Origin of the sequence: Oceanobacillus luteolus, assembly GCF_023715655.1 — a bacterium.
Classification (GTDB): domain Bacteria; phylum Bacillota; class Bacilli; order Bacillales; family Amphibacillaceae; genus Oceanobacillus; species Oceanobacillus luteolus.
This window is the reverse complement of record NZ_JAMBON010000079.1, coordinates 1-4,382: the sequence shown is the minus strand read 5'-3', so window position 1 is coordinate 4,382 and position 4,382 is coordinate 1. Positions and strand designations below refer to the sequence as shown.

Genomic DNA, 4,382 nt, shown 5'->3' with positions numbered 1-4,382 from the left:
GATGGAGTGTTACGGGCACGATGATTAGTTCTTCATGTGGCATAGAAAAGCACCTCCTTCAATTGATATTTCTATCTTAGCAAGAGGTGCTTCATTTTTGTATGCGTTGTTTGATTACGGGTTTACGATTCAGAAGGTACCCTATCTGAAACTAGGAACCCGCAATTTAGTTTAAAGGCAATATCATCCTTGAGGCGTTGAATAAGATCTTTTACCATCGGAATACGCTCAATATATCTAACGAAAATAGAGATAATCATGGCGGCATAGTTTAGTTCTTCCGGTGCGCCAAGTCGTGATTTTTTCGTTACTGCATGATAGATTTTATCCAAGTCTATCGCTGCAATAATGGCATCATATTTTTGGGTAGGCTCCATGTCATATAATTCCTGGATGCCAAATAAACTTGGTTGTCGTATAATGGTCATAAGAAGCACTCCTTCAGTCTTTTTATGGTTGTATAGTCAACTACCATTATACAAGATTTGGGGAGGTGCTTCTTTTTTTAACTCTCAAAACCGTTGGGAGACATGGACTAAGAATTATGAAATTCATTCAATTATATATTCTACTCGCATTATTTTATCTATCCCAAAGGTTGAGGGGTACATATATTTTTTCACCGTAGATTTCCCTATGTATAATAGGTTTTAAAAATTGCTTATTTAAATCCTGAAATTCATTCTTTTGGGTACGATATCGCACTTTTACATCAACTCCTAAAATACTATCCACCTGTTCTTTTGAAATACCCATTAAAATCATCCTTTCTTAATTTTAATATGATTATTATCTTCTGAATTATCGATTGTATGTACTCAACTATAGATAAGTGTAACTACAATTTTTCTTTATTTTCTTAACAACTCCAACACTTCTTCAATTGTAATACTCGTTTTAGATAGGGAAAGCAAGTAAGGAACCATGTCTCACTTTGAAATAAAGTTTGATTTAAAATCGTGTTTTACGGTAAATAAGAAGAACTATTTTGAAAAAAGCGGAGTAAAATGGATTCTAAAAATTTTCACCTATGACTATCTATTTATAAATAAAGTTAATCTTGCAACTTCCTTCTTCAACTATCCTGTTCCTTTTGTTTAAGTACATGTCTTCACAAAGTTTACAGATCAGTTAGTTAATTTCTATGAAATAAGTATGCACTGTGTATTAAAAAAAAAATTCCATTGAACAGGATTGTGTGGCCCTACAGGATTACAGTAATCTGTAAATATGTATATATGTATATATGTATTAATTAATAATAGAAAAAAATCATTGCAGAGTAATCTCATGCAATGCTATAAAATGTTCAATTACTTTCTATTTCTAAGGATTAATTATTTCTTGCCGCATGATCCGAAATGATATTCTCATCACATCTTCTAATTTTTTCAAAGCTAGTTCCTCATCTTTTTTACTGCTTTTTGAAATACCTTTTAAATTTTCCCTGGTATAGTCTAACAACCTAAATTTATGAAGAAGACTCCATTAGGGAAAGTTGTTCCCCAGTCTTTAAGGAGGCAGAGGTAATAAGGTAATACATTGAATATTGTAAGATGGGAAACATACCAATAAAAGAATCCCCAATGGAGTTAAGCCAATTGTATTAACAATTCAAGCCACACCGTCCTGAATTTCAATTGGGGATTTTATCAATTTGCAGGAGTGGAAAAGATGAGAAGGAAAAATACCATTTACCTAACAATATTTGCGGTTACCTCGGTGTTAATCTTGGGGGGATTTGCCAATCCATCCGCAATTCTGGCATCCCCGGGGACCGATAAGGATAATCTTTACCAAAAGATTGAGTCCTACGATGAAAAACATAAAATAGATCCGATTGACGCAAAAGTGGATAAGATTTGGAAAGCAATACCCGGTTACAATGGGTTACGTGTAGATGTTAATGAAAGTTATAAAAATATGGAGAAGGATGGTCGTTTTGATGCAAGCAAAATTGTTTATAAGGAGGTATCGCCAAGTATCCATTTGGATGACCTGGAACCTGAACCAATCTATAGGGGTAATCCCCAAAAATCTATGGTGTCCCTGTTGATCAATGTAGCCTGGGGTAATGAATACATCCCCAAAATTCTCGAAGTATTAAATGAACATCAAGTTAAAGCAACCTTTTTCTTTGATGGTAGTTGGACCAAAAAGAACCCCGACCTTGCTATGATGATTCATATGGAGGGGCATGAAATTGGTAATCATGCCTATAGCCACCCCGACCTAAGCCAGCGTTCCAAAGCTGAAACAATGAATGAATTAACAAAGACAAATGAAGTTATTGAATCAACCCTTGGCATAAAACCGAAGTGGTTTGCACCTCCGAGTGGAAGTTTTAATATGGAAACAGTTTCTGTTGCAAATCAACTAAATATGAAAACGATTCTATGGACGGTTGATACGGTGGATTGGAAAAAACCAGCACCTTCCGAAATGGTTAGTCGTGTTGTAGCAAAGGTTGAAAAAGGTTCTATGGTTCTTATGCATCCGACAAAACCAGTTGCTGAGGGCCTAGGGGCAATGATAACGAATATAAAAGCAAAAGGTTATCAGCTAGGTACTGTCAGTGATCTTATGAGTGAAAAACGACTCTCTAATGAATTTCCGTAGAGTGGTTAAAAGGCCAAGAACAAATACCATACACTTATTTTCCAACCCGAACATCAAAAAAGCAGGAATCTAAAATCGAATTCATTTTGTGGATTTCTTAAAAGCCTAACTATTTGCTGTTAGTCCTTATGAACTTGGAAATCAAAAAGCTGAAGTATTTAGCAGGAGTCAAAAGAGAAAATTAATACAGTGCCTTTTTGTGTTAGTGGTTCAGCATACTAAAGGCTTCCGAATCGCAGACTCATACCTTTTAATTTATAAATCAAAAGGTATGAGTTCCATACGTTCAAACAAAAAAGTACTTCTAATGAGAATAAAAGAAATTTAACACAGTATAAGATTGTCCCATTGGATTTTCTCCAGGAGACAAATAGAACCCTGTTAAAGGGTTCTATTTCTTCTTAGCCTAAATCCTTGTTGAACTATTGCACCCATTTGTTAAGGAGTAAAAATCCACCATTCCCCTCCACTCCACATTACTATATAATTATAATTCAATTCGTAATATTATATAAATAAATTTTTATTAATGAATAAATATTTGTAACCTTTTCTAATGCTCATTCGATTAATAGGTGAATAGCAAAAAAGGAGGGATTAAACTTGGCTAAATCAACTGAGATAAATGGAGATATTGAACTAATTTATCAGAGGCATTATTTGGACGTGTATAAATTCTTGATTTGTTTTGTTGGTAATCGCAACGAAGCTGAAGATTTAACTCAAGAAGTTTTTATTAGGGTTTTGAAACATAGTTCTAATTTTAATCACCAATCAAAATTATCAACTTGGATTCTTTCTATAGCAAAGCATACAGCTATTGATCACCTCAGAAGAAAAAAATTTACTTCTATATTCAAAGATAGCTTTTTTAATCAAATCCTCGAAGAGAGCAACAATCCCGCACAAGTAGGGGTAGCGTCAGGAAAGTGCGGATTTACAACGTTAAGGAAATCAAAATATAAAAAGTCTAATTTCTCGGTGTTATAAGTGAAAAATTAGGCTTTAGTTACTTCATTAAAGCGCCTGATTGATGAAGACTAAAGTTTATATTCACCAAGAAAATTGATGTGCTCTTATCCTAACAAATTGTAAAAAAGAGACATGAATGTTGCTTTTTTTCATACTGTATTTTGGAGGTGGAAAAATGGCAAGAGTCGCTTACCGAGATGCAGACGTTGATTTAATGGCAAGGATGATGAGAGCAGAGGCTGAAGGTGAAGGAGTACAGGGGATGCTATATGTTGGAAACGTGATTGTAAACCGTGCTGTAGCTGATTGTGCGGATTTCATGGATGTAAGGACCATTGAAGATGTTATTTTTCAAGTACAAGGGGGAAATTACTCCTTTGAAGCTGTGCAAAAAGGCAATATGTTTTATCAACGAGCAAGAGAATCTGAAAGAAGATTAGCAAGAAAGAATTTGGAATATTGGAGAGATTACCCAGCGAAATATGCTCTTTGGTACTTTAATCCATATGGTCCGTGTCCTCCAACATGGTATGACCAACCTTTTAGTGGTCAATTTAAACAACATTGTTTTTATGAACCAGCGCCTGGAACATGTGAAAGCGTTTATAGTCGTTGAGGAAAAGATTCGAATATTTTTAAAAACTAAAACTTTTAGCAGCAAAAAAAAGAGGCTGGGACAAAACCCCAGTAAATAAAAAATAAGGCGTAGGAGTTCACACAAAAAATGTGTAGGCCCTACGCTTTTTGCTATCGTTATTTTAGTAAACAAAAAGGACACCTTTTGATAAAAT

General features: G+C 34.5%; 4 protein-coding genes and 1 pseudogene. 3 read left to right on the top strand and 2 right to left on the bottom strand.

Annotated features, from left to right (window positions below; translation table 11 throughout):
* Window positions 1-125 precede the first annotated feature (125 nt).
* Together M3210_RS19430 and M3210_RS19425 are read right to left on the bottom strand one after the other, a co-directional pair.
* A pseudogene (locus M3210_RS19430) lies at window positions 126-428 on the bottom strand (transposase); the annotation flags it as partial.
* A 154-nt stretch (window positions 429-582) separates the two neighbouring features.
* Window positions 583-756, bottom strand: coding sequence for a hypothetical protein (locus M3210_RS19425; protein ID WP_251517869.1), 174 nt, complete (start codon window positions 754-756; stop codon window positions 583-585).
* 918 nt (window positions 757-1,674) lie between these two features.
* On the opposite strand from M3210_RS19425, the gene M3210_RS19420 reads away from it, so the two are divergent.
* The 3 genes from M3210_RS19420 to M3210_RS19410 all read left to right on the top strand — a co-directional run bounded on the left by M3210_RS19420 (window position 1,675) and on the right by M3210_RS19410 (window position 4,207).
* Window positions 1,675-2,619, top strand: coding sequence for a polysaccharide deacetylase family protein (locus tag M3210_RS19420; RefSeq protein ID WP_251517866.1), 945 nt, complete (start codon window positions 1,675-1,677; stop codon window positions 2,617-2,619).
* Window positions 2,620-3,222: 603 nt separating this feature from the next.
* Window positions 3,223-3,609: an RNA polymerase sigma factor gene (locus tag M3210_RS19415; protein WP_251517863.1), complete on the top strand. Its 387-nt coding sequence runs from the start codon at window positions 3,223-3,225 to the stop codon at window positions 3,607-3,609.
* 157 nt (window positions 3,610-3,766) lie between these two features.
* Window positions 3,767-4,207 carry a cell wall hydrolase gene (locus M3210_RS19410; RefSeq protein WP_251517861.1) on the top strand — a complete coding sequence of 147 codons (441 nt, stop codon included), beginning with the start codon at window positions 3,767-3,769 and terminating at the stop codon, window positions 4,205-4,207.
* Window positions 4,208-4,382 lie beyond the last annotated feature (175 nt).